Source organism: Allobosea sp. 05T439 (assembly GCF_056396005.1).
The window spans coordinates 144,040-168,667 of the sequence record NZ_JBFTKP010000009.1 but is presented as its reverse complement, the minus strand read 5'-3'; the positions used below and the strand labels follow the sequence as shown (position 1 = coordinate 168,667).

Here is a 24,628-nt window from a genome sequence, read left to right as displayed (position 1 = left end):
GACAGTAGCGGCTCATGCCTTGCGAGGGGCGTGCCAACTGCCGATTTCATGAAAGCCCTTATTTGCCAGCCTGTTGTGAGGTAGGCTCTGTCAGGCGCTTGCCGTTGTCGCTATGTCGTTCCTGCCGGATCGGCAGTTTTTGCCGGGCGATTTACCGCTTGTTAACCATGCGGGTCCAAGGCTTGGCGCATCGTCAACCGAGGCCGTCATGATCCGTATCGACCCGCGCACGCCCGTTATCGGGGCAGGCTCGGCCAGCCAGACCCGGCGGGCCGGCGCGGCGTCGTTCTCATTGCCCGGTCGCGAATCCGCGACGGCGACACAGGGCAGCACTGTCAGCAATGCGGGTTCGCTCGACCTCCTGCTCGCGGTCCAGGCCGAAGGCGATGCGCAGGAGCGCAAGAAGCGTCAGGCACGGCGCGGGCATGACCTGCTCGACGGGCTCGACAGGCTGAAGGCTGCGCTCCTCTCCGGCCGCGTCCAGATCGCCGAGTTGGAACGCCTCAAGACGACGCTCTCGTTGCGGCGCGAGACCACCGATGATCCGCGCCTCGACGATGTGCTGGCTCATATCGAGCTGCGGGCGGCGGTCGAGCTCGCCAAGCTCGGGCGTTAGATCKGACCGGAAATCGTATCGGACCGATAACCTAACCCTTTGTGTTTGCGTCGGCTTTGCCCCGAAAACCGCAATCCACTTTTCGGGCCGATGCAACAGCCTTTGAACCTGCCGCCGGTCCGATGAGGACCGAGCGATCGCGGCGAGACCCTTGCTGCGACCTGACGCAAACGCTCGGCGGCGTCACGCCCTTGAAGCGCTGATCCATCCAGGCGATCGCCGCGTCGGCGCTGTCACGCGCAGCCGGGAGATGGCCGACGCCGGGCAACGCATCGAATTGCACCGCGCTGCCGGCGCGACAGAGCTTGTCTGCGTAGTCGCGTGTCACCTGGGGCCGGACGAGCGTGTCGCTCGTGCCCTGCGCGATATAGACCGGGACGCTGCGCGGCAGGAGGCCGGGGGTATTGCGGCTGAGAAGCGCGCGCCAAGGCTGCTGCTCAGCAAAGGCGTTGTCGACGAGGAAGCGGCGCTCCAGCGCCTTGGTCGGGCGCAGCCTGCTGAAGATGTCCGTCAGGCTCTCCAGGCAATCTGCGGCCAACTGATCGACCACCGGGATCGCATCCGAACTGACGATCTTGTTCAGGGGCGCCTTGTAGACACGCGTCCAGGACCACAAGGTCATTGCCGTCAGGTTCCGGCCGCCATCCGTGTCGATGTCGTCGGACAGCAATGTGGCGAGTTCGGTCGCAGGCGCTGCAGCGGCGACACCGACGAGGTCGAGTTCGGGCGCGAGGCGCTTCGCCAGGATGCCGGTGAACAGCGCCGCGTGCCCGCCCTGCGAGTGGCCCCAGACGGTGAAGCGCCGCCCGGCGGAGGCATTGGGGAGCTGGCCGGCTGCGCGCACCGAGTCGACGACGGAACGGGCCGCGCTGGGGCCGACGAGATAAGGATGGACCCCCGGTGCACCCAGGCCCGGATAGTCCGTCGCCGTGACGATGTAGCCACGCGCGAGCATCGGACGCAGGCCCTGAATGGATTGGAAGATACCGCCGGAGCGCGACGGTCCGCATTGCGGCTGGACCCCGGTCGTCGGGTGCGCCCAGGCGACGACGGGACGTCCCTCGGCCGGACCGGGGCCGGGCGGGACGATCGCGACGCCAGACAAGGCGATCGGCCGCCCGTCGAGACCGACCGAGCGATAGAGCATCCGGTAGGCGCTGGCGCCCTCGGGCGTTCCGTTCAGAATCTCGGTCCGGATCAGCGTTCCGGGGCGCCCTCCGGCGATCTCGGCAGGCGTCGCCGTATAGAAGTCCGATTGCGCGTTGGCTGGCGAGAGGAGGCCGGCCGCCGACATCCACATCAGCAGGGCGAGGACGGCGCGCATGAACGGTTCTCCAGAGGTGGCATAGGCTTCGGTCGGTTTGACCGGAACTAGCCGAGAGACCGTTTAGGATTCGTCCGTGCTGCCGAACCGACGCGTGTCGATCCGGCACGGAAACTGGTCGTCAGCGAATGAACTGGTCCGCGTAATCCGCTCCGAGCCCGTTGCCCGCGTAATGCGTGCGGCATTTGTCGAGGCGGGTGAAGACGTCGTCATAGCCCAGGCACTTGCCGTCGGGATCGACATAGATCATCGCGCCATTGACCTGGAACATGGTGATCATTTCTTCGACGTCAGGATCTACGACGAGCGTATGGGTCTCGCCCGGCGCCTCGTAGACATAGGACCCTTCGGTCGCCACCCAGTCGTGCTCCAGGTAGCGCCACTTTCCCTTGAGGACATAGCCGTGCACGGGCAGGGGGTGGCGGTGGCGCGAGAGCACGCCGGCGCGGCGTACCTTCAGGAGGTTCATCCAGTATCCGCGCGTCACGCAGAAGAGCAGCGGACGGAACCAGACATTGTCATCGACCGGCACCCAGACCCGCTCGTCGGTTGGAATGACATTGGGCACGATCAGTTCGGGTGGGGAATCCTTCGGCTGAGGGTGGCGATAGGGCGTCCAGCGGTCCTCGGCGCTCGCCTCGACTGGCATGGGGTTCGGGTTGGTCATGGCGTTTCCTGGCTGAGATCTTGATTCAAGTCGTTGCCGGAGTGATTCCGGAAGCGGTTGCATGCCGTTGCCGTGTTTGGCGTTTCTGGTGTTGATGTGGATGGCGTCAGATGGCGAGATACCCGCCATCGACGGGCAGGATGGCACCTGTCACGAACTTGGCCGCATCCGAGAGCAGGAAGGCGATGGCGCCGCCGACATCGCTGGGTTCGCCCCAGCGACCCTGTGGTGTACGCGCCAGGATCGGCGCCGAACGGGCAGCATCCTCGACCAGGGGCCTGGTCAACTCGGTCGCGATCCAGCCGGGAGCGACGGCGTTGACGCGGATGCCTTCAGGTGCCCAGGCGGCCGCGAGCGACTTGGTGAGCTGGCCGATGCCGCCCTTCGATGCGGAGTAGCCCGGGGCGAAGGGCGAGCCGTGGAAAGTCAGCATGGAGGCGATGTTGACGATCGCCCCGCCATTGGCGGCGAGCTTGTCCTTGGCCGCCACGCACATCCGCATCGAACCGGTGAGGTTGACCTCGATCGTCAGGCGAAAGGCTTCGATCTCGAATTCCTTGCCGCCGCGCTGGATCATCCCGGCGCAGTTCACCAGCGCATCGATACGGGGGCAGAGCGCGACGATGGCCGCGACCTGATCATCCCTGGTCACATCGAGCTTGGCGTGACGGATCGCGGGGTGAGGCGGGGACGCCGCGACCTCATCATCGGTGAGGCCGGTGGCGATGACCTCGTAGCCGGCCTGGGCGAGCGCAAGCGCAGCGCCTGCGCCAATGCCGCGTGTGCCGCCGGTTACGAGAGCGAATTTGGGAACGGGAGTATCTGTCATGCCTAAAGGCTAGAGCGACCGGGGCGATCACGGAAGGCCGGCAAAGGCAGAGCAGGGTCCCTTCATTCGAGGCTGTATTTCAGGCGCAGCAGGGCGGTGCCGCGCGTCTCGTACTGGCTCGCGACGAGCGGCATCTGACGTGCCAGCGCCAGATCGAGCGAGGCCTCCCAGGAGAGATTCGCCAGAGCTGCGAAATCGGCGCTCAACTTGACCTCCGGCACAAGCGTCGAGTGCGGGCCACCATCGGGAGCGAAGACGTAGCTGCCGGCCATGGAGAGCTGCGAGCTCATGGTCAGGTACTGAAAGAGCTGGTGGCGGAACCCGACCAGCAGACTGGCGTTCTGCTCGGGTTTTCCCGCCGTGCTGCTGCCGCCTCCCGTCGAGATCGTCCAGATGAAGCCGGGCCCCTTGTTGGCGACAGGCCGGGCCAATTTCCAGTCGATCCGTGCGTCGCCGACCTGCTCGTGCCCGGGCGGTGCGATCAGCTTGGTCGAGATCGAGAACGTGTCGGCGCCGAGCTGGAGGCCGACGCTCCGTTCGGGCGCAGACCCTGTCGGGCCACGTGTCGAAAAGCCCTGGCGAATGACGCTGAGCGGGATTTCCCTAGGCAACTGCCGGTTGGCCTTCGGCGTGGCGGGCCAGTTTGCGCGCGCGCTCAGAGCCGGATCGAACGGCACGGCGTCCAGATCGTCCTGCGCCTCTTGAGCCTGTGGTTCGACCGCGTCGTCAGGCTCTTCGTGGGTGAGGATAGGTTTGGGAATGGGGAAGCGCGGGCTGTAGGCACCGTCGTCATTGGCCTTCGCCGCCCAGCCCGTGACGAGCAGGAGGGCAACGATGCCGGCCCGAGCCCCGATGGACCGGCCAGCACGAATACTGCAGCGATGGTGATACAAAGTCGGCATTCTTCCTCGGCGGCGATCTCAAATCGAAGTTAGAACGGGAAGGTGCAGTTTTTGCGGCAGTGCAGCATGAAGGCAGTGCGGCATGAGGCTTGGGCAACTCGGCCAAAAGCCGTGCTTCCCCAGTGGCACGTAACCCGCTAGGAAGCGCGCGGGCGGGCTGCGGAGCTATGGCTGCAGCCCGGAAACGTTCCAGACTGGCCAGCAGCAGGGGTCGAAATCACATGAGCAAGATCAAGGTCGCCAATCCCGTCGTCGACATGGACGGCGACGAGATGACCCGCATCATCTGGCAGAAGATCAAAGACACGCTGATCTTCCCCTATCTCGACCTCGAGCTGGATTATTACGACCTGTCCGTCGAGAACCGCGACGCGACCAATGACCAGGTCACGATCGATGCCGCCAACGCCACCAAGAAGCACGGCGTCGCGGTGAAGTGCGCCACCATCACCCCGGACGAGGGCCGGGTGAAGGAGTTCAATCTCAAGCAGATGTGGAAGTCGCCGAATGGCACGATCCGCAACATTCTCGGCGGCGTGATCTTCCGCGAGCCGATCATCTGCAAGAACGTGCCGCGCCTCGTGCCGGGCTGGACACAGCCGATCGTCATCGGCCGCCACGCCTATGGCGACCAGTACCGCGCCACCGATTTCAAGTTCCCCGGCAAGGGCACGCTCTCGATCAAGTTCGTCGGAGATGATGGCGCCGTGATCGAGAAGGAGGTCTTCAAGGCTCCGGACGCCGGCGTCGCCATGGCGATGTACAATCTCGACGATTCGATCAGGGATTTCGCACGCGCTTCGCTGAACTACGGCCTGATCCGCAAGTACCCGGTCTATCTCTCGACTAAGAACACCATCCTCAAGACCTATGACGGCCGCTTCAAGGATATCTTCGAGGAGATCTACCAGGCCGAGTTCAAGGCCGAATTCGACAAGCTCGGAATCACCTATGAGCACCGTCTGATCGACGACATGGTCGCTTCGGCGATGAAGTGGTCGGGCGGCTATGTCTGGGCCTGCAAGAACTACGATGGCGACGTGCAGTCCGACACCGTGGCCCAGGGTTTTGGTTCGCTCGGCCTGATGACCTCGGTGCTGATGACGCCGGATGGCAAGACCGTCGAGGCTGAAGCCGCGCACGGCACGGTGACGCGCCATTATCGCGAGCATCAGAAGGGCAGGGAGACCTCGACCAACTCGATCGCCTCGATCTTTGCCTGGACGCGTGGCCTCAGCCACCGCGCCAAGCTCGACAACAATGCCGAACTCGCGAAGTTTGCGACGCTGCTCGAGAAGGTCACGGTCGACACTGTCGAGGCTGGCGACATGACCAAGGATCTGGCGCTGCTGGTCGGTCCCGACCAGAAGTTCCTCTCGACCACCGGCTTCCTTGAGAAGGTCAGCGAGAACATGCGCAAGGCGATGTCTGCCTGATCTCTGCGATCCTGAGTGAATGACTTGAAGCGCCCGGATCCCGATCCGGGCGCTTTTTGCTGTCGAGGCCAAGGTGCATGCGACGACACAGCGTGTCGTGCCGTGCAGACCAGGTCAGCCGCTGGCGTAACGTCAGCGGGGTGATCCGCACGCGCTGCTGCCGACATMCGTCCTCGACGAAGGGAACCTGGTCGCTCGGTTGGGCGGGCTCTGCGGGATGACCAGCAAACTCACTGCGGAGCCGTCTCGTTCGGAGAGCTCCGCGCTATCGCTCGCCTTGAGAACGCCGATCGCGATGCCTGGGCACGCGGCCGGGATGATCGCTACTCGATCGTGAGGGGGCGGCGAGCGAGGATACGCTGGCCGCTCAGCGGTGCGTTCATGACATAGCGAAGTTCATAGCTGCCCGGCTTGTCCGGTGCTTCCAGCAGCGCTTCGACATTCTCTGCCGGATAGAAGGATGGGCCTGCCGCGTCCACGGCTGCATCAGGCGCCGTGATGACGACGCGATCGCGCTCGCCATTGGGACCGATCCCGCGAACCGGGACGTTTGTCTTGGCCTTGGCGCGGTCCGGCGCCGACAAGGTCGCCGAAGGGGATGTGGTTGCCAGGGGCTGCCTGGCCAGGATCTCGGGCTTGCCGGAATCCTGGCGAAGGAGGCGCAGTTCATAGCTGCCGGGCTCGCCGGGCGTCGTGATCGCGGTTGCGGACACGGCGCCGAGAATGACCGAGACGATGGCCGCTTCAGCAGGATCGCCGGGGTGCGCGATGGTAAGCTGTGATTGTGCCGGAGCCTTGCTGGCGAACACCGTCAGCATGGAGCCGGCCATCGCGCTACGCGAGGCCGACAGGGTTGGCTGGACGGGCTGGGCCGGTGCGCCAGCGCGGGGGCGCACCTGCTGGGCAAAGCCTGGGGCGCTCGCTGCCACCAGGGCAAGAGCAATGGTGGCGGCGAGACGATACTGCACCCCGTCTTCTCCGTCGTCCGAACCCGGTCAGCTCATCGCGGCTGCGACGGCGTCGAGCGCAGCCTGCGCCTTGGAGCCGTCCGGGCCACCGGCCTGCGCCATGTCGCGGCGCCCGCCACCGCCCTTGCCGCCGAGCTGCTCGGAGGCGGCGCGCACCAGCGCCACCGCGTCGAAGCGCGAGGTCAGATCCTCGGTCACACCGACGACGACGCCGGCCTTGCCGTCTTCCGCGACGCCGACAATGGCGACGACGCCCGAGCCGACGCGGGACTTGGCTTCGTCGGCGAGGCTCTTCAGATCCTTCATCTCGACGCCGGTGACGGCGCGGGCCAGGAGCTTGGCCCCGGAGATCTCGAGGATCGGATCCTCGGCGCTGCCGCCGCCGCCCATGGCGAGCTTCTTGCGCGCCTCGGTGAGTTCGCGGTCCAGTTTGCGGCGCTCCTCGACCAGGGCGGCGAGGCGTGCCTCGGCTTCGGCCGCGGGGACCTTGAGCAGGCTGGCGAGGTCGCGCAGACGCCTCGAATCTGTATTGAGCTGACGCCGGGCTTCCGTGCCGGTCACCGCCTCGAGACGGCGCACGCCAGCCGCCACCGCGCTTTCGCCGGCGATGCTGACGATGCCGATATCGCCGGTGCGCGAAACATGGGTGCCGCCGCAGAGCTCGACCGAGAAGGCCTTGCCCGCCTCGGTCGTCCCCATCGAGACGACACGGACCTCATCGCCGTATTTTTCACCGAACAAGGCGCGGGCACCCGAAGCGATGGCTTCGTCGACGCTCATCAGGTGGGTCGCCACCGGCTCGTTCCGCAGCACGGCTGCGTTGGCGATATCCTCGACCTGAGCCAGCTCCGCCTCGGAGATAGGCTTGGGGTGCGAGAAATCGAAGCGCAGCCGCTCAGGCGAGACCAGCGAGCCCTTCTGGGCGACATGATCGCCAAGGACGAGCCGGAGCGCCTCATGCAGCAGGTGGGTCGCGGAGTGGTTGGCGCGAATCGTGCTCCGGCGCGCATGATCGACTGTAAGCTCAGCCGGTGTGCCGAGCTTGATTTCGCCCGAAGTGACCTTGACCGCGTGGGCGAAGATGTCGCCGAGCTTCTTCTGCACATCCGAAACCTGTGCGGCGAAGCCCGCCCCGGTGATCGTGCCGGTATCGCCAACCTGGCCGCCGGACTCGCCATAGAACGGGGTCTGGTTGAGTACGACGAAACCGGTCTCGCCGGCCTTCAGGCTCTCGACTTCCGCATTGTCGCGGATCAGCCCGGTGACGACCCCCTCGGCCGTCTCGGTGTCGTAGCCAAGGAACTCGGTGGCGCCGACGCGGTCGCGCAGCGGGAACCAGAGCTTTTCCGTCGCAGCCTCGCCGGTGCCGGACCAGGCGGCACGCGCCTTCGCCTTCTGCTGCTGCATCGCCGCGTCGAACCCGTCGAGATCGACGCCGATATCGCGGGCGCGGAGCGCATCCTGGGTCAGGTCGAGCGGGAAGCCGTAGGTATCGTAAAGCGTGAAGGCGACATCGCCCTTCAGCTTCTGGCCGGCGCCGAGATCCTTGGCAGCATCGTCGAGGATCGAGAGGCCGCGCGCCAGCGTGGTGCGGAAACGGCTCTCCTCGAGCTTCAAGGTCTCGGTGATCAGGGCCTCTGCACGCAGCAGTTCGGGATAGGCCTGGCCCATCTCGCGGGTCAGGACCGGCACGAGCCGGTGAAGCAACGGCTCCTTGGCGCCGAGCAGCTGGGCATGGCGCATGCCGCGACGCATGATGCGGCGCAGGACATAGCCGCGGCCTTCATTCGAGGGCAGAACACCGTCGGCGATCAGGAAGGCAGAGCAGCGCAGGTGGTCGGCGATGACACGATGGCTCGCCTTCATCGGTCCGTCGGACGAGACCGATGTCATGTCCGCGATAGCGCGGATCAGGGTCGCGAAGAGGTCGATCTCGTAATTGTCATGCGTGCCCTGAAGCACGGCGGCGACACGTTCCAGCCCCATGCCGGTGTCGATCGAGGGCCGCGGCAGATTGGTGCGGATGCCGCCGGCGGCCTCCTCATACTGCATGAACACGAGGTTCCAGATCTCGATGAAGCGGTCGCCGTCCTCATCGGGCGAGCCGGGAGGGCCGCCGGGGATATGGTCGCCATGGTCGTAGAAGATCTCGGAGCACGGGCCGCAGGGGCCGGTGTCGCCCATGCGCCAGAAATTGTCCGAGGTCGGAATCCGGATGATCTTCGAATCCGAAAGTCCGGCGATCTTCTTCCAGAGCGCGTGCGCCTCGTCATCCTCGGAATAGACCGTGACGGTCAGCTTTTCCTTGGGCAGGCCGAATTCGCGCGTGACCAGCGTCCAGGCGTGGGTGATCGCCTGCTCCTTGAAGTAGTCGCCGAAGGAGAAGTTCCCCAGCATCTCGAAGAAGGTGTGGTGGCGCGCGGTGTAGCCGACATTGTCGAGGTCATTGTGCTTGCCGCCGGCGCGCACGCATTTCTGCGCCGACGTGGCGCGCTGGTAGGAGCGCTTTTCCTGTCCGGTGAAGACGTTCTTGAACTGCACCATGCCTGAATTGGCGAACATCAGCGTCGGGTCGTTGCGTGGCACGAGCGGGCTCGATGGCACCACCTCATGGCCGTTCGCCTTGAAATAATCGAGGAAGGTGGACCTGATTTCGTTGACGCCGCTCATCGCAATTCGAACTCTGCTTCAGGATGGGTGGCCGGGCGGGCCTGCTGGTTGGGATCGGTTCTAGTCAGCGGCTTTGCACCTGTCCAGAATTCCCGTGACAAGGCCTTGGCGCATAAAAGAAACGGGCGGCCCCGAAGGGCCGCCCGACGAAAATACCCTGCCGCTGGCGCGGAGATAAGGCTCAGGCGTCGCCCTCGTCGAGATCATCGTCGGTCGGTGTCGCCTCATCGAGGATGCGATCGGCAACGAGGCCTGAATTCTGCCGGATCGTGGCCTCGATGCGCGCCGCGACGTCCGGATTGGCCTTGAGGAAGGATTTGGCGTTCTCCCGGCCCTGGCCGAGGCGCTGGCTGTCGAAGGAGAACCAGGCTCCAGCCTTCTCGACCATCCCGGCCTTGACGCCGAGGTCGATTAGTTCGCCGACCTTCGAGATGCCCTCGCCGAACATGATGTCGAACTCGACCTGCTTGAAGGGCGGCGCCACCTTGTTCTTGACGACCTTGACGCGGACCTGGTTGCCGGTGGCCTCGTCGCGCTCCTTCAGCGTCGAGACGCGGCGAATGTCGAGGCGCACGGAGGCGTAGAATTTCAGGGCGTTGCCGCCGGTMGTGGTCTCGGGCGAGCCATACATCACGCCGATCTTCATGCGGATCTGGTTGATGAAGATGACCATGCAGTTCGAGCGCGAGATCGACGCGGTGAGCTTGCGCAAGGCCTGGCTCATCAGGCGCGCCTGGAGGCCGGGCTGGACATCGCCCATCTCGCCTTCGATCTCGGCGCGGGGCGTGAGGGCCGCAACGGAGTCGACCACCAGCACGTCGATGGCGCCGGAGCGAACCAGGGTGTCGGTGATCTCGAGCGCCTGCTCGCCGGTATCGGGCTGCGAGATCAGGAGGTCGTCGAGATTGACGCCGAGCTTGCGGGCATAGACCGGATCGAGTGCGTGCTCGGCATCGACGAAGGCGCAAACGCCGCCCTTCTTCTGGGCTTCGGCAATGGTGTGGAGCGCAAGCGTGGTCTTGCCGGAGGATTCTGGTCCGTAGATTTCGATGACGCGGCCCCTGGGGAGGCCGCCAACGCCGAGCGCGATATCGAGCCCGAGCGAGCCGGTCGAGATGGTCTCGATCTCGATCGCCTGCTGGTTCTTGCCCAGGCGCATGATCGAGCCCTTGCCGAAAGCCCGTTCGATCTGCGAGAGCGCCGCATCGAGCGCTTTAGCCTTGTCCATCGAAGAGCCTTCCACGAGCCGGAGATTTGCCTGATTCACAACGTGCGCTCCTTATGGCAGGGGCGCGATCACTTCTCAATGTGCGCCGTGAGCAAATATGGTCACGGTTTGTTCCTGTCTTCAAGTTCTTTTTTTGTTCTCACTCGTCGCCTCCCTGCAGAGCTGTTTAAGCCCGGCTGTCGCCCTTCGCTTGCATGGCCCGGATCTGCATCGCGTTGCCGAGMCGCTCCAGCTCCAGAGTATAGCAGTAGAGCGCGAAGATGACGGCGATGAGGAGTGCCCCGCGCCAGCTGAGATCGAGATAGCCAAGATCGAGCTCCGGGACGTGCCGGAGATAATAGAGCGAGAACAGAGCGCCGCCGAAGATGAAGCCGATCCGGGCTGCGAAGGAGACGAAATGGCCGATCACCAGGCCGCCATAGGTGGCGGGGATGGTCACATGACGCAGGCGCCACCAGTAGCAGGCCTGGCCGATCAGGACCGCGAGCGCGGTCTGCAACGCGCTGCCGCGAGTGGCAGTCATGATCGTTCCGATATTGTCGATCAGCAGGAGGAAAATGCCCCGCACATTGGCGAGCACGACCATCGCACACAGGGTCTGGGCGAGAAGCAGGATCAGGTATCTGCGTGAGTTCCCGTCCGACATCGCGCTGCCCGCATCGTTCGTGGACGCCGCGCCTCGCTACCTGCGCGGCGTCGCGCCTCAGCTCATCGCGGCCTTCACTGTCTCGACCAGCTGCTTCATCGTGAAGGGCTTGGGCAGGAAGTGGAACTGCTCGCCTTCCGGCAGGTTCTTGCGGAAGGCCTCCTCCGCGTAGCCGGAGACGAAGACGACCTTGGTGGCCGGGTTGCGCTGACGCAGCTCGCCAAGCAGGGTCGGGCCGTCCATCTCGGGCATGACCACGTCGGAGACGACGAGATCGATCTTGCCGTCATGCTTGAGGAAGATATCGAGGGCCTCCACGCCCGAGGCCGCTTCGTGCACGGTATAGCCGCGCGAGATCAGCATGCGGGCATTGAGCGCACGCACCGCGTCCTCGTCTTCGACCAGCAGGATGACGCCGGCGCCGGTATGATCGGCTGCGACCTTCTTTGGGGCTTCCTTGGCGGCGTTGTCGGCGGCGATCTCCTCTTCCGTCGGCACGTGACGCGGCAGGAAGATGCGGAAGGTCGTGCCCTTGCCGAGGGTCGAATCGACGAAGACGAAGCCACCGGTCTGTTTGACGATGCCATAGACCATGGAAAGGCCGAGGCCCGTGCCCTTGCCGACCTCCTTGGTGGTGAAGAAGGGCTCGAAGATCTTGTCGAGATGTTCGGCCGGGATGCCGGTGCCGCTGTCTTCGACTTCGAGCATGACATAGTCCGCGGTGGGCAGGGCCTGATGGCCGAACCCGGCGCATTCCTCCGCTGCGACGTTGCGCGTGCGGACCTGCAGCTTGCCGCCGTCCTGCATGGCATCGCGCGCATTGACCGCGAGATTGACGATGACCTGTTCGAGCTGACCGAGATCGGCCTTGACCGACCAGAGGTCGCGGCCCTGGCGAATGTCGAGCGAGACCTTGTCGGCGACGACGCGCTTCAGCATCAGCGAGAGATCGGAGAGCACATCGCCGAGCTCGAGCACCTGCGGGCGCAGCGTCTGGCGGCGCGAGAAGGCGAGCAACTGCCGGACCAGCGAGGCCGCCCGGTAGGCGTTCTGCTTGATCTGCATGATGTCCGGGAAGGACGGGTCGGTCGGCTTGTGGCTGGCGAGCAGGAACTCGGACGCGTTGATGATGACCTGGAGCACGTTGTTGAAATCGTGCGCGATGCCGCCGGCGAGCTGGCCGACAGCCTGCATCTTCTGGGCCTGGTCGATATTGTCCTTGAGCTTGCGCTCGGAGGTGGTCTCCAGCGCATAGACGATGGCCCGCTCACCATCGCTGTCCTCGGTCGCTGCGACCGGAGAGAGATAGAGTTTGGCCGAACGTCCGTCCTCGCCCGAGAGATTGGCATCGAGCGGGGCGATGTCGCTGCTGCCGGCCATGGTCGCTGCGAGCGCCTCGTCGAGGCTGCCCGGCGCGACGAGATCCTGGATCGTCGCGGGCTGGCGGCCCTGCTGCGTCAGCCGGGTGAAGGCGGCGTTGGAGCGCAGTATCGCGCCGTTGCGGTCGACGGTCGCGATCGCCATCGGCGTCGAGTGGAAGAAGCGGGCAAAGCGCACTTCGGCATCGCTGCGTCCGTCGGACCCGGCTTCGCCGGTCGTCCGGTTGAGCACGAGCGTGCGTGAGGGGCCAGCGCGGCTGTCGCTGCCGAAGGCGACCTGATGATGCAGCCTGACCGGCAGGGTCGTGCCATTGCGCCGGCGCAGATCGACATCGAGGACCTCGACGCGGACATCGCCGGGCTGCCCGCGAATGGCCTGGATCAGGGCAGCCGCGTTCGAGGTCGCGATGTCGTCGAGATGCAGTCCGCCCGAGCCGAACCGCGCGAGGTCATAGTCGAGCCAGCCCGAGAGCGTGGCATTGAGATAGGGCACCTCGCCATCGGCGTCGATCGAGAGGAAGCCGGCCGGCGCATGATCGAGATAGTCAATCGCGTGCTGGAGTTCCTGGAAGGCGTTCTCCTGACGCTCACGCTCGGGCGTTACGTCCGAGACGCTCCAGAGCATGGCGGCCTTGCCCTCGCGGCGCACGGGGGATACCCGGATTCGATACCAACCGACCGTGTCGCGACCGTTGAGGGCGGGCTCGAGCCGAACTTCCTCCGCCAGCCGGCGGCCTTCGCGCGCGGCGGTCGCCAAACGGTAGATCGCTTCCGACACCTCCGGGCGGCCGGTAAACAGGCGTTCGACCGGCTTGATGTCGCTGGCTCCGCGGGCTCCGGCGAGCGCCAGATAGGTTTCGTTGGCGTAGACGATGCGGTTCTCGCCCTCGGTGACGACGACGCCGTCATCGGCGCTGTCGACGATGGCCTTGGTCAGGTCATTGCGCGCTGCGCGGCCCGAGAATTGAACAAGGCCGATGGAAAAGGCAAAGAGGCCGAAGACACCGATCACTGAAAGCAGGGCCAGCAGGCCCAGGATCAGCGGCTGCGCCCATTCATTGGCGATGAAGCCGAGCGCGATCGCGGCTCCGACGAGCAAGCCGGCGACAAGCAGGATCAGGCCGATACGGCCCGGCTTGTCGGAGCGATCGATCGCGGTTGTCGCCGTGGTTCCGCTCATGCGGCTGGTCCGTCCCGTTTCACGCCTCCTCGCCGCCAGCGAGGGGCTTAGCGCGCAGGTCGCGCAGATTGCGAGTTAGGCGCGCCTACCCTTCAGGCGCAAGACGTAACCGATGACTTCGGCGACGGCCTGATAGTGTTCGACAGGAATTTCTTCGTCGATATCGACCGTCGCATAGAGCGCGCGGGCCAGCGGCGGGTTCTCGACGATCGGCACGCGATGCTCCCCCGCGACCTCGCGAATCTTCAGGGCAAGCGCGTCGACGCCCTTGGCGAGGCAGAGCGGGGCGCCCATGCCCTGCTCGTATTGCAGCGCGACGGCGAAGTGGGTCGGGTTGGTGATGATCACGGTCGCCTTGGGCACCGCGGCCATCATGCGTTTCCTGACCCGCTGCGCGCGGATCTGCCGCAGCTTCGCCTTGACCTCGGGATTACCTTCGGAGTTCTTGAACTCCTCCTTGAGCTCCTGCTTGGTCATGCGCTGACGCTGGTACCAGCTGAAGCGCTGATAGACGAAGTCGCCGATCGCGATCACTGCGAAGAGCGCGAGTACGCTCGCCATCAGCTTGATCGTCAGTGACAGCGTCGCCGGCAGCATCGCGGCGACACTCATCTGCGCGAAGCTCTCGAGCCGGTCGTGCTCCTTCCAGAGCGTCAGGCCGACGGCGGTGCCGATCAACAGGATCTTGGCGAGCCCCTTGGCGAAATTGACCCAGGCCTCCTTGCCAAAGATCCGCTTGGCCCCAGCCATCAGCGAGATCCGGCTGAATTTCGGCATCAGCGGCTCGAAGGTCCAGAGCGGCTTGTGCTGGATCAGCGCACCGGCAAGGCCGGCGCAGAGGATGAAGGCGAAGGGCAGGCCGAGCGCCATGAAGCCCGCCATCACGCCCTGCTTGGTGACGTTGAAGAAGGCCTCGCCGCTGGAAGGCACCTGATGCGCGTTCATCAGGAAGGAGCGCAGGGAGAGCGCCGCACTGCTCGCCGACCAGCCGGCTCCGACCAGCAGCGCCAGCGTGAAACCGCAAAGGACGAAGAAGGTGCCGATCTCCTGCGAGCGGGCGATGTCGCCCTTCTCGATCGCCTGGTCCAGCTTTCGCTGGGTCGGGTCTTCTGTCCTGTCCTCGTTGTCGGCATCCTCTGACATCGCCGCTCCTCAGTTGCCGGTGAACTGGCGAAGGAAGTTGCCGAGATCCTCGAGGAAGACGCCCATCATCACGCCGACGACGGCGAGCAGCACGAGCATGCCGCCGAGGATCGAGGCCGGTACGGCGAGGAAGAAGACCTGAAGCTGCGGCATCATCCGCGCCAGCACGCCGAGCCCGAGATTGAAGAGCAGACCGAAGACGATGAAGGGCGCGGAAATCTGAACGGCGAGGGCGAAGCCCTGCGTCGCCGCACGGATCGCCAGGGTCATCATGTCTCCGACGTCCGGAAAGCCCCCGGGCGGCAGGAGCCGGTAGCTTTCATGAATCGCCGCGATGGCGACGTGATGGAGGTCGGTGACCAGGATCAGTGTGATGCCGAGCATCGTCAGAAAGTTGCCGATCGACGGGTTCTGCATGCCTCCGGTCGGATCGACCGTCATCGCGAAACCCAGGCCCATGGTCTGGGCCACGATCGCGCCGGCGCTCTGCAGGCAGGCCATCACAAGGCGCACGCTGAGCCCGATGGTCAGTCCGATCAGGAGTTCGCTGATGAGAAGGCCGACCAGCGCAGGCATGTCGCCGGGCGGGGTGATGATCGTGCGCGCCATGGGGACGATCATCAATGCGATGAAGAAGGCCAGCGACAGTCGCGCGCGTGAGAAGATGAAGCGTTCGCCGATGCCGGGCATCAGCATCACGAGGGTGCCGACACGCGCGAAGACGAGCACGAAGAGCGCGCCGATCTCGGGCAGGATCGCGATCTGCATCGTGCCGGCTGGGCCCCTGCGCCACTCGGGACGCCACTGCGGCAGCCCCAGAGCCGGTCGCGGCAGCGTAAGGTTCATTCGCCCGTGGCGATTCGGACGGCGACCCGCCCCATATAGCCTGCAAGCGCATCGCCCATGAACGGCAGAAACAGCATCATGGCGGCAAAGACCGCAACGATCTTGGGGACGAAGATCAGGGTCTGCTCCTGAATCTGCGTCAGGGCCTGGACGAGCGAGACGGCGAGGCCGACGCCGAGCGCGACCATCATCAGCGGGCCGCCGGCCTTGAGGAAAACGACGATGCCGTCGCGCGCGACGTCGAGGATGGCGCCTGAGGTCATGGTTTGCGTCCTGATCGAGCCGGGAATCAGACCGGCATCCGCATGATTTCCTCATAGGCCGCAATCACGCGGTCGCGAACCGCAACCAGCGTTTCGATCGCGGCCTCGCTTTCCGCGACCGCCGTGACGACATCGACGATATCGGAGCGGCCGGCGGCCACGCTCGCGGTCTGGATGTCGCTCTTGCGGCCGGCATCGGCGGTTGCTTCCAGCGCCTTGCCGATCAGCGAGGAGAAATCCGGCATGCCCGCGCTGGCGCCGGCGGCCGCACCGAGCGGCTTGCGCATCAGGTTGCCGGCGCCGAGACCCTGCGTCGAGGCGTAAGCGCCGGCGGCGAAGCTGGATGTGGCCATGGTGCGAGGTTCCGTTCCGCTGGCGCCGGTCAGACGCGCAGGATGTCGATGGTGCGCTGGATCATCCGGCGCGTGGAGGAGATCAGGTTGAGGTTGGCCTCGTAGCTGCGCTGTGCCTCGCGCATGTCCATGGTCTCGACCAGCGAGTTCACGTTGGGCATGCTGACATTGCCGGTGGCGTCGGCGGCGGGGTTGCCGGGCTCGAATTTCGTCCGGAAGGCGCTTTGGTCGCGCTGGACGCGGCCGAGATCGACGACCTGGGCTTCGAGCTCACGGTCGACCCGCCGCTGGAACGTCGGAATCTTGCGGCGGTAGGGATCGACGCCGGCGCGATCCGGTCCCGAATCGGCGTTGGCCAGGTTTTCGGCGATGATCCGCATGCGGCCGGACTGGCTGCGCAGGCCCGATGTCGCCACCGCGATGCTCTTGAGAAGATCCATGAGGCTGCTGCTCCTGCGTCCGCTGCCTTAGCGGCCCTTACCGATCGCGATCTTCATCAGTCCGAGGCCCTTGCTGTAGAGCGAAGCGGCGAGTTGATAGTCGGACTGGTTCTGGGCCACCTTCATCATCTCGTCCTCGAGATTTACGCCGTTGCCGTTGGGAGTGACCTCGAAGCGGGGTGCCTTGGCGGTATCGAATCCATTGCGCTGTCCGGAGGGGCCCATATGGCCGGCAGAGGTCTGGGCCAGGGAGACGCCGGACGAAGCCGTGCCGATGGCCGGCGCCTTGAGATCCATGGGGCGGAATCCGGGGCTGTCGGCGTTGGCGACATTCTCGGACAGCACTTTTTGCCGGGACTGGTGCCAGTGCATACGCGTCTTCAGCGCCTGCATCAGGTTGCCGCCAGTGCCTAAAGCATTGCCAGACATGGAGTTTGTTCCGTTTCCTCAGGGGATGGCCGTGATCGGAGCCGCCGAGCGATTCCGTCCTGACAGGCGATCCACTGGGAAAATATTGCCGGGTGCTTGGTTAATTTCGCGTTAAGATCCACGAATCCGGTGAACCAAATTAACCAAGTGCTAACCCTGTTTCCCGAAAATGCGGGCGTTATGCTATAGCCAACGTGTTGAACCTTGGGTGGAATTGCGGTCCGCCAAGGGCTGTCGCCGTCKCACATGAGGCAAACCTTGCAGACGTTGTTTGGCTTCGAACTCTCGACCGGCCTCCGCTGGATCATTGCATTCGCTATCGTCCTGATTCTGGTGGCGCTCTTCGCCTTCCTGTTGCGGCGCATCACCGGCGGGCGACTCAGGATAGGAGGGCAAGGCGGTGGCCGCGCCCGGCAACCGCGCCTCGGGGTGGTCGATATCCATGACCTCGACCGGCAGCGACAGCTCGTGCTGATCCGACGCGACAATGTCGAGCATCTGGTGATGATCGGCGGCGCGTCCGACGTGGTGGTCGAGACCAATATCGTGCGCGGCAGCAGCAGCGGACGGATTGCGGTACCTGCGCAGGCCGAGGCCCCGGTCTTTGAACGCCCTCTGGCGATCGACCCGGCGCTCGGTTTCGAGGCTCTTCGCGCCGATCTGCAGGAGGAAACGCGTCGCGCCTCTCCGCCGCCGCCGGCCGCCCCGCAGCCGGATAGCCTGCCGCCGCTGCCGCATCGTACCCCTGGGCCTGTTTCGCGCCTCGAACCGGCTGTGGCACCGGCAGGCGCTGCAGCGGCTGGCATGGCCGGCCTCGCGGCAGGAGCTGCGATTGTGGCCTCACAGGCTCCGAATTTCGGGCGCAATCAGGCTCCCGCGCCAAGCGTGAGTTCCGATGAGCTTGACGATATGGCCCGTCAGCTCGAGGAGGCGCTGAAGCGTCCGCACTCGGCTGTCCGGTCGTCCCAGGCGCCGGCGATCCCGGTTCCGGACGTCGTTCTGCCGGTGACGCCGCCTGCGCCGGTCAAGCCTGAAGAGCCGAAGCCCGCAGCAGCCGCGCCGGTTCTCGCTCCGGTTCCGACTGCCCCTCCGCCGGTCTTCGGGCGGCCCGTCGGCGTGCCGCCGGATGTCGCTGCCGAACTCGAAATGGCCCTGGGCCTGAAGCCCAAGCCCTCGGACGTGGTGACGCCACCGGTGCCCGCCGTCGAACCGAAGCCCGCTCCCTTCCGCGAGCCTCCCGAAGCCGCCAAGCTGCCTGAGCCTGCACCGGTCATGCATCCCGAACCGACACCAGCGGAGCTTGGGGAGAGGCTTTCGGCAAAGGACGAGGACGACGCTCTGGAGGTCAGTGAGGACGAGGCCGATACGGAGGCCGAGGCAGAGATCGCCGAGTCAGAGACCGAGGCCGAGCCAAAGCCTGAGCCATCCTCTGTTCCCGCCGCCGAAGAGCCGAAGGCCGAATCGAAGCCGGAGGAGAAGCCCATTCAGATCGATCCGTTCTCGGTCGATGCGATCGAAGCCGAGTTCGCGCGACTGCTCGGGCGTGATCCGAAGTCGAAGTCCTGACCGGACGGGCGTGATCAACAGGATTGTCGGGCTGCGACGATCCTGATGCCGCCGGCTTGGTTGCCCTGGCGGACATGGGCGCCCTAGCGTCGTCTCGCCCGATCGGTTGAGTCGGGCTTTGATGGCGGCTTTGCGTGATCCTGACCCTGACGGATGCGAGATGGCATCGCGGTTGCCGCGTCGCTTGTGCCGGCGCGATGGTCGCGCTTGCGCTCTGCGAGCCGGCTCGGGCGCAAACGCTTTCGCTTGATCTCGGGCAGGGTGGGGGCGTCGCCGAACGGGCGCTGCAACTCATCGCCGTCATCACGGTGCTCTCCCTGGCGCCGTCTATCCTGATCATGGTGACGTCGTTCACGCGGATCGCGGTCGTGCTGTCCCTGCTGCGCTCGGCCATCGGCACGCAGACCGCGCCGCCCAACGCCGTGATCGTCGGGCTGGCGCTGTTCCTCACCGGCTTCGTGATGGCGCCGACCTTGCGAGAGGCCTATCGCGTCTCGGTCGAGCCGCTGGTTGCCGGGCAGATCCAGCCCCAGGAGGCCTATAATCGCGGCGTCGTGCCCTTCAAGGCGTTCATGCTCAAGCATGTCCGCGAGAAGGACCTGATGCTGTTCATCGAGATGTCGCGGGAGCCCCGCCCGACGCAGCCGGAAGATATCCAGATCCAGATTCTCGTGCCGGCATTCATGATCTCGGAGCTGCGCCGGGCGTTTGAAATCGGCTTCCTGCTGTTCGTGCCATTCCTGATCATCGATCTCGTCGTGGCCTCGATCCTGATGTCCGTCGGCATGATGATGTTGCCGCCGGTGACGGTCGCGCTGCCGTTCAAGCTGATCTTCTTCGTCCTGGTGGACGGCTGGGGCCTCGTCACGGGATCGCTGATCAAGAGTTACGGAACGTAGCGGTCAACCGCGGCCTGGCGCTGCGCCCGGGCTCGCCTCGGCGCCGGTCGAGCTGGGTGGTGCTGCCTGTTCGGGCTCGGCTTTGGGCCGGCTGCGCACCGCGCTTGAATAGGCMGGATAGCGCTCGCGATAGGCCCTCATGAACTCCGACAGGTTGTCGGCACCGGAAACGGCGCGCGCCATCTCGCGGATATCGGCGGCATTGGCCCGGTTGGCCCCGGTCGCGAAGGCGAAGGTGCGAGCATCCGTGCTCTCGGCCATCTTGGCGGCGAATTTCGTGCGCAGCCGGTCGAGCGACAGAGCCTCGTTCGACATCACATAGGAGACGGCGGCGCGCATCACGTCGGCGCGCTCACGCTCGTTCAGCGGCGCGTTACCGCGCCAGTTTTCGCCCAGAATGCGTTCATGCGCTTCGCCAGCCTCGCGCCAGCGGCGGCCCGTCCAGTAGATATCCGAGCGCAGTCGGTCGACTTCCGGACCGCGCTCGATTTCGAGCATCTCGAGCGCCTGGTCGGTGCGCGAGAGATCGGAGAGGGCCTTCGCCTCGAGCAGGAGCCGCGCCCGCTTGACGTCTCCCGGCAGTTCGATCAGCCGCGTCGAGGAGATCGCTTGCAGCGCTTCGGCTGGCTTGCCGTTCATCAGCGCGATCATCGCAAGGCGTGCAGCCATCGTCGACCGCGCGGCGCCGGTCAGGCGGGCCTGCATCTGATAGCGCAGAATCTCGCTCGCCTGGTCGAGCAGGTCGAGTTCCACCAGCCGGTCGGCGAGAAGGCGGGCGATTTCGTCGCCGCGCCGGCCGATCGGCAGGAATTCCTTGAAGTCGTAGAACAGGGCCAGCGCTTCGATGCGCGGCAATTGTTCCTGCGCTGCGTCGCGATTGCTGAAGATCTCGGCGAAGCGCTGGGCCGTTTCATCGTGAAGGCGGCGCGTCAGCGGATTGTCGGGGTAGTTGTTGTTGGCGCGGCGCGCGATCTGGAAGGCGTCACGCCAACGGTGCTGCGCGGTATAGAGTCGGCCGAGCTCGGACAAAGCCTCGATCTCGATCTCGCCGCCGCGCCAGATGATCGACACCGTCTCGAGCCTGCGGGTCGCCTCATCAGGCGAAATGTCCTGGCGTTTCTCGGTCTGTACCAGCCGGATGGCACGCAGTTGCGCCTCCGCTGCGACTGGCCTGCTGGCGGCCTCGAATAGCGGCTTGTAGCCGTTCAGCGCGGCCTCTGGGCGACCGCTGACATCATCGAGCATGGCGCGAAGGAGTGCGAGCTCCTCCTTGTCCACAAGATCGCGCGGCAATTCCGAGAGCCGCTCGATCTGGCGCTCGGCCGTCGTCATATCCTGCATGGCCATGGCTGCGCGCGCCATCGCCGGGCGGAACTGCACCTGCAGATCATCTGGGTAGCCGTCGAGCGTCGCCTCGGCGCGCCGGAAACCGGCAAGCGCCTGGGCCTGCCGCCCCAGCCTCTGTTCGATCAATGCGCGCCAGAGTCCCGCCTCGGCATCGTCCTTGAGCGGGCCGGCCTCGAAGGAAGCGAGAGCCTCGGGATTACGGTGCATCTTCGCCGCGATCACACCCTTCAGGAACAGAGCCTCGCGATTGCCGCGCATGGCGGCATCGTCGGCCAGCATCGCCTGGAGAGGCCCCGCGGCCTCCGGCATCAACCCGTTTGCGGCATAGAAGCGGGCGAGAGCCAGCCGTGCTTCGGATTTGCGGCTGCGCGAGGCGTCGGCGACATCGCGCAGCAGCTCACGCGCACGGTCACGGACGGCTGCAACGCGCAGCTTCGCCCAGAGCTCCGGGCTCAGCAGGGGCGGGGGCGCCGCGACCGGCGTCGTCGTTTTGTCTTCCTCGCTCTGCGGAAGATCGAGGGTGACGGTCAGGCCGCCGGCGCGCCCGATCAGCGCTTGCTCGGTGCCGGCGCGGACGACGATGTCGTCGGAGCGCGGCATGATGGCGAGGCCATGGGCGGTCTGCATCAACCCGAACTCGACGAAGCGATAGGGCTTGGTCACAGCCCGCGTTGGTCCCAGCGCGGTTGCGATGGCCATGGGCATGCCCGCGGTTCCGCCCTCGATCCAATGCACGCCGGTMATGCCGGGCAGGGGAATGGCGAGGATCGTCTGGCCGCGCTCATCGACCGTGCGTGCAGGGGCGACAGGGTTCGTCGGCTTGCCTGCCTGCTCACCGAAGCCAAGCGTCCAGCCGGTGCCGTCATCGCTGAAGCGCACCAACTGCTGGTTGGACAGGCGCAGCCGGACCAGCGTGGCCTTGCCTTCGCGCGTGACAACGGTTTCCTCGATCAGCTCCGGAAGCATCTGCCGAAAGCTCGCGGGGTCGATCGTGTCGCGGGTGTCGAAGACGAGAGTCACCAGGCCGGCATCGACGAAGGCCGCAGCCCCGGTCGGGCGCGGGAAGCGGAAATCGATGCGACTGCCATCCGGGCCCGCCGATGACTGGATCTTCACGAGCTGAGGCGTCGGGTCGATGGCCGGCGCGGTAGGCTCTGCGGCTGGCTTGGCGACTGGAGCAGCTTGCTGTGGTGCCGGTGCCTCGCTTGCAGCTGCCGGCTTGACGGCAGGGGCGGGTGGCTTGTCCGGCTGATCGGCGGCACTCGCCTGGAAGCCGGTCAGGCTGAGCACGCCGGCCTTGGCCGGCGGCAGCAGATCGACGACGAGGCGGTCGTCGTCGCGGAAGCTGCGAGCCTGCCAGTCCTTGGGCAGGGAAAGGTCGAGCTGGGTATTCTGCGCACCGGTCTCGGTCGAGACGAGCCCGACCCGTTCCGGCAGGGCCGACCGGATCGCGGAGGGCTCCACCGTGAGCGATTGGTCGAAGGTGAGCCTGAGCGTGCCGTCGACAAGCTCATGCGCAAGCTTGGTGTCGGAGGGCGCCTGGAAGATCAGGCGCTCGAGCGTCGGCAGCTTGGCGCTGGTCAGCAGGAGAGGCTTGGGCGCAGGTGGTGGGCGGCGGTCGATCTCGCGAGCGCGGGCCTCCGCCAACCGGACACGCTCGGCCAAAGCGGCGATGACCTCGGGCGGAGGGCCGGGCATCACGCCCTTCCAGGTCTCCGGCAGCAGGTCGATGAAGGCCTTGTCGCCGGCCTCGATCAGGTTCGCCTTGTAGGGGCGAGCGAGAGCAAAGCGCATGCCGCGGCCATCAGGGTCGATCCGCGCGATCGAGACATAGTCCGGGAGTTGCTTGGCGATCTTGTTGACGTCGATCTTGACGGGACCGCCGAAGGCAACGACCAGAACGCCATTGGCGACCCTGACGCGCACTGGCATCGGCTCGTCGAACGTCAGCGACAGGCGCCCGAAGCCGGGCGGCATGGCGGCACCCTGCAAGGTCGCCGTTGCCCCAAGCGCGGGCATGGAAAGGCTGGCGGCAACGCCAAGCGCGGCCAGTCCGACACCAAAGGCAAGAGAACGCGGGAAACGCAAACCGGTACACTCACGCAACGCGACACCAGTGCCCGGCACGACCGCAAGACGGCAGCCCGAGCGCTACCGACGATAGGGCGTCAAGGATAATGGCCGGTTAAGGACGCGGGAGGGTCAGCGTCGCTGCGGCAGCGCGACGGCGGGCAGCTCATTGCCCGACAGGGGCGCCGATTCGGCGGCAAGACGCGGGAGGCTGGGCGCGCGCGCCGGGGTCGCCAAGGCAACGGTCAGCTTCTCCGCGGCATCCGGGGACATTGCAGCGAGCACATCCGACATCTTGCGCGGGTTCATCTGCTGGACCACCGGAACCAGCACGCTGAGGTTCAGACGGTCGAAGACCTTTGCGGCGTCCTTCGGCTTCATGGTCTCGTACATGATGACGAGGTTCTTGATTGCCTTGCTCTCTTCCTCGGCCTGTTTGGCCTTGGGGCCGTCGACCTTGTCCTCGAGCTGCTTCAGGTCGCCGACGCGGCCGTCGAGTTTCTTCTCTGCCGTGTCGAGCAGGCGCTCGCGCATCTCCAACTCGCGCATGCGCGCCTCGATCTCCTCGCGCCGCTCGCCGAGGCGCTCCAGTATCGCGCGCTCGGCAGGCGAGGTGGTCCTGGCGGTGCCATTGAGGACATCGGCCTTGTTGTTCGGGTTGGCCGCGCGTGCAGCCTCGGCCTTCGCCTCTTCCTCCGGATTGGCCTTGGGCTTCTCGATCGTGCCGGTGGTTTCGGGATCGAGGAACGTATCGGGAGCGTGTGCGCGGGCGATGACCTTGGCGAGGCCCCAGACTTCGGGTTCCGTCTTGAGAGGCTGTGCGGCGGGCTGGGTCTTCGCAAGCGCCTGCGCGCTGGCAGGCCCCTTGGCGGGATAAGGCTCCGACGTCCAGGCGATCAGCTTCAGCGCCAGGAGGCCCATGGCGCCGAGGATCACTGCCGGGATGAGGCGGGGCCTCTCGATCACGCCGCCTGACCTTCCAGCCGCTTGGCGGCACGGGCGCGGATCGCGGCGGCGGCGTGCGCGGCATTCGTCAGGCGCGAGACGGTCGGTTCTTCGGCAACCTCGGGCACAGCATCCGCGGCCTTGGGCGCAACCAGCGTGGCGGCGCTGACGATCTGGGCGATGCGTTCCATGACGTCCTGACCGGCTTCGACCTGGGCCGCGAGATCGGCGGCATAGCGCTCGGCCGTACGCAGTCGCTCGGCCAGCGTCCGGTCGCAGTCGCCAAGCGTCAGTTTCAGGCCGGCGATGGCGCGCTCGGCCGTGTCGGTGGCGGAGATCAGGGCGCCGATGGTCTGTCGCATCGCGCCTTCATCCGCCTTGAGCCGCTCGATTCGCTTGGACAGGACATAGCAGGTGATGATGGTGGCGACGAGGAGGCTGGCGACCAGCGCATCGGCGATAAGGGTAATCGTCATGGCGTT

At 65.7% G+C, this 24,628-nt stretch carries 22 protein-coding genes; 4 read left to right on the top strand and 18 right to left on the bottom strand.

What is annotated here, in order from left to right; genetic code table 11:
* Positions 1-208 precede the first annotated feature (208 nt).
* Positions 209-616 carry a flagellar assembly protein FliX gene (locus AC1DIO_RS13220; protein WP_113513540.1) on the top strand — a complete coding sequence of 136 codons (408 nt, stop codon included), beginning with the start codon at positions 209-211 and terminating at the stop codon, positions 614-616.
* Positions 617-647: 31 nt separating this feature from the next.
* On the opposite strand, the gene AC1DIO_RS13215 is transcribed toward AC1DIO_RS13220, so the two are convergent.
* The 4 genes from AC1DIO_RS13215 to AC1DIO_RS13200 form a co-directional block, all read right to left on the bottom strand.
* The gene (locus AC1DIO_RS13215; RefSeq protein ID WP_476853492.1) at positions 648-1,940 is read right to left on the bottom strand and encodes an alpha/beta fold hydrolase; all 1,293 of its coding nucleotides are present in this window, start codon (positions 1,938-1,940) and stop codon (positions 648-650) included.
* Between the two features lie 121 nt (positions 1,941-2,061).
* Positions 2,062-2,607, bottom strand: coding sequence for a 2,4'-dihydroxyacetophenone dioxygenase family protein (locus tag AC1DIO_RS13210; RefSeq protein ID WP_441506240.1), 546 nt, complete (start codon positions 2,605-2,607; stop codon positions 2,062-2,064).
* Between the two features lie 106 nt (positions 2,608-2,713).
* On the bottom strand, positions 2,714-3,436 hold the full coding sequence (locus tag AC1DIO_RS13205) for an SDR family NAD(P)-dependent oxidoreductase (RefSeq protein WP_441506239.1): 723 nt from the start codon (positions 3,434-3,436) through the stop codon (positions 2,714-2,716).
* Positions 3,437-3,498: 62 nt separating this feature from the next.
* Positions 3,499-4,338 carry a hypothetical protein gene (locus tag AC1DIO_RS13200; protein ID WP_441506238.1) on the bottom strand — a complete coding sequence of 280 codons (840 nt, stop codon included), beginning with the start codon at positions 4,336-4,338 and terminating at the stop codon, positions 3,499-3,501.
* Between the two features lie 221 nt (positions 4,339-4,559).
* Between AC1DIO_RS13200 and AC1DIO_RS13195 the strand changes: the two genes are divergently transcribed.
* Positions 4,560-5,774, top strand: coding sequence for an NADP-dependent isocitrate dehydrogenase (locus AC1DIO_RS13195; protein WP_441491501.1), 1,215 nt, complete (start codon positions 4,560-4,562; stop codon positions 5,772-5,774).
* 323 nt (positions 5,775-6,097) lie between these two features.
* On the opposite strand, the gene AC1DIO_RS13190 is transcribed toward AC1DIO_RS13195, so the two are convergent.
* The 11 genes from AC1DIO_RS13190 to flgB all read right to left on the bottom strand — a co-directional run bounded on the left by AC1DIO_RS13190 (position 6,098) and on the right by flgB (position 17,319).
* Positions 6,098-6,742, bottom strand: coding sequence for a hypothetical protein (locus AC1DIO_RS13190; protein WP_441506237.1), 645 nt, complete (start codon positions 6,740-6,742; stop codon positions 6,098-6,100).
* Between the two features lie 27 nt (positions 6,743-6,769).
* Positions 6,770-9,412, bottom strand: coding sequence for an alanine--tRNA ligase (alaS, locus tag AC1DIO_RS13185; protein ID WP_441506236.1), 2,643 nt, complete (start codon positions 9,410-9,412; stop codon positions 6,770-6,772).
* Between the two features lie 181 nt (positions 9,413-9,593).
* Positions 9,594-10,640: a recombinase RecA gene (gene recA, locus AC1DIO_RS13180; RefSeq protein WP_113514031.1), complete on the bottom strand. Its 1,047-nt coding sequence runs from the start codon at positions 10,638-10,640 to the stop codon at positions 9,594-9,596.
* Positions 10,641-10,806: 166 nt separating this feature from the next.
* Positions 10,807-11,286 carry a hypothetical protein gene (locus tag AC1DIO_RS13175; protein ID WP_441506235.1) on the bottom strand — a complete coding sequence of 160 codons (480 nt, stop codon included), beginning with the start codon at positions 11,284-11,286 and terminating at the stop codon, positions 10,807-10,809.
* Positions 11,287-11,343: 57 nt separating this feature from the next.
* Complete coding sequence (gene cckA / locus AC1DIO_RS13170; RefSeq protein WP_441491497.1) at positions 11,344-13,845, bottom strand: cell cycle histidine kinase CckA; 2,502 nt, start codon at positions 13,843-13,845, stop codon at positions 11,344-11,346.
* A gap of 75 nt (positions 13,846-13,920) precedes the next feature.
* On the bottom strand, positions 13,921-14,988 hold the full coding sequence (gene flhB, locus AC1DIO_RS13165; RefSeq protein WP_441506234.1) for a flagellar biosynthesis protein FlhB: 1,068 nt from the start codon (positions 14,986-14,988) through the stop codon (positions 13,921-13,923).
* Between the two features lie 9 nt (positions 14,989-14,997).
* Entirely contained in the window at positions 14,998-15,756 is a 759-nt protein-coding gene (gene fliR, locus AC1DIO_RS13160; protein ID WP_069882615.1) for a flagellar biosynthetic protein FliR, read from the bottom strand.
* A 74-nt stretch (positions 15,757-15,830) separates the two neighbouring features.
* Entirely contained in the window at positions 15,831-16,097 is a 267-nt protein-coding gene (fliQ, locus tag AC1DIO_RS13155) for a flagellar biosynthesis protein FliQ (protein WP_069879968.1), read from the bottom strand.
* 26 nt (positions 16,098-16,123) lie between these two features.
* Complete coding sequence (fliE, locus tag AC1DIO_RS13150) at positions 16,124-16,450, bottom strand: flagellar hook-basal body complex protein FliE (RefSeq protein WP_441506233.1); 327 nt, start codon at positions 16,448-16,450, stop codon at positions 16,124-16,126.
* Between the two features lie 29 nt (positions 16,451-16,479).
* On the bottom strand, positions 16,480-16,890 hold the full coding sequence (gene flgC, locus AC1DIO_RS13145) for a flagellar basal body rod protein FlgC (RefSeq protein WP_043237671.1): 411 nt from the start codon (positions 16,888-16,890) through the stop codon (positions 16,480-16,482).
* A gap of 27 nt (positions 16,891-16,917) precedes the next feature.
* A complete protein-coding gene (flgB, locus tag AC1DIO_RS13140) occupies positions 16,918-17,319 on the bottom strand; it encodes a flagellar basal body rod protein FlgB (protein ID WP_113513518.1) in 402 nt (133 codons plus the stop codon).
* Positions 17,320-17,577: 258 nt separating this feature from the next.
* On the opposite strand from flgB, the gene AC1DIO_RS13135 reads away from it, so the two are divergent.
* Complete coding sequence (locus tag AC1DIO_RS13135; protein WP_441506232.1) at positions 17,578-18,885, top strand: hypothetical protein; 1,308 nt, start codon at positions 17,578-17,580, stop codon at positions 18,883-18,885.
* A gap of 197 nt (positions 18,886-19,082) precedes the next feature.
* Entirely contained in the window at positions 19,083-19,784 is a 702-nt protein-coding gene (gene fliP, locus AC1DIO_RS13130; RefSeq protein ID WP_441506289.1) for a flagellar type III secretion system pore protein FliP, read from the top strand.
* Positions 19,785-19,787: 3 nt separating this feature from the next.
* On the opposite strand, the gene AC1DIO_RS13125 is transcribed toward fliP, so the two are convergent.
* From AC1DIO_RS13125 to AC1DIO_RS13115, 3 genes are all read right to left on the bottom strand, one after another.
* A complete protein-coding gene (locus AC1DIO_RS13125) occupies positions 19,788-23,219 on the bottom strand; it encodes a hypothetical protein (protein ID WP_476853491.1) in 3,432 nt (1,143 codons plus the stop codon).
* 114 nt (positions 23,220-23,333) lie between these two features.
* Positions 23,334-24,167: a MotE family protein gene (locus AC1DIO_RS13120; RefSeq protein ID WP_441506230.1), complete on the bottom strand. Its 834-nt coding sequence runs from the start codon at positions 24,165-24,167 to the stop codon at positions 23,334-23,336.
* Complete coding sequence (locus AC1DIO_RS13115) at positions 24,164-24,622, bottom strand: DUF6468 domain-containing protein (protein WP_441491489.1); 459 nt, start codon at positions 24,620-24,622, stop codon at positions 24,164-24,166. Before AC1DIO_RS13115 ends, AC1DIO_RS13120 begins: the two co-directional genes overlap by 4 nt.
* Positions 24,623-24,628 lie beyond the last annotated feature (6 nt).